Source organism: Streptomyces sp. PA03-5A (assembly GCF_033792725.1).
In the GTDB taxonomy this organism is placed as follows: Bacteria; Actinomycetota; Actinomycetes; order Streptomycetales; family Streptomycetaceae; genus Actinacidiphila.
The window spans coordinates 1-554 of sequence record NZ_JARAVL010000098.1 but is presented as its reverse complement, the minus strand read 5'-3'; the positions used below and the strand labels follow the sequence as shown (position 1 = coordinate 554).

The window sequence follows — 554 nt, the reverse complement described above, 5'->3', positions numbered from 1 at the left end:
CCAGCCGGGGGAGCTCGCGCGGCTCTTCGGGGACACGGGGGCGGCGGGGGTCAACATCGAGGACGTGCGGATCGAGCATTCGACGGGGCAGCAGGCGGGTCTGGTCCAGTTGATGGTGGAGCCGGCTGCGGCGGCGCGTTTGTCGGCGGCGTTGCGGGAGCGTGGCTGGTCGCTGCGCGCGTGATGGGGTCGGGGGACGGAGTCCGGCGCAGCCGTGCGAAGCCCGGGAGGCCCGCTCGGGGCCGAGTGGTGCGAGGGCGGCGTCGGGGATCGGGCCCGGCCGGGGGAGCTCGCGCGGCTCTTCGGGGACACGGGGGCGGCGGGGGTCAACATCGAGGACGTGCGGATCGAGCATTCGACGGGGCAGCAGGCGGGTCTGGTCCAGTTGATGGTGGAGCCGGCTGCGGCGGCCCGTTTGTCGGCGGCGTTGCGGGAGCGTGGCTGGTCGCTGCGCGCGTGATGGGGTCGGCGGACGGAGTCCGGCGCAGCCGTGCGAAGCCCGGGAGGCCCGCTCGGGGCCGAGTGGTGCGAGGGCGGCGTCGGGGATCGGGCCC

General features: G+C 76.0%; 2 pseudogenes. Both read left to right on the top strand.

The annotated features are described in order from the left end of the window. Positions 1-184, top strand: a pseudogene (locus PV410_RS44650) (prephenate dehydrogenase); the annotation flags it as partial. Positions 185-271: 87 nt separating this feature from the next. Next, a pseudogene (locus PV410_RS44645) lies at positions 272-460 on the top strand (prephenate dehydrogenase); the annotation flags it as partial. Positions 461-554 lie beyond the last annotated feature (94 nt).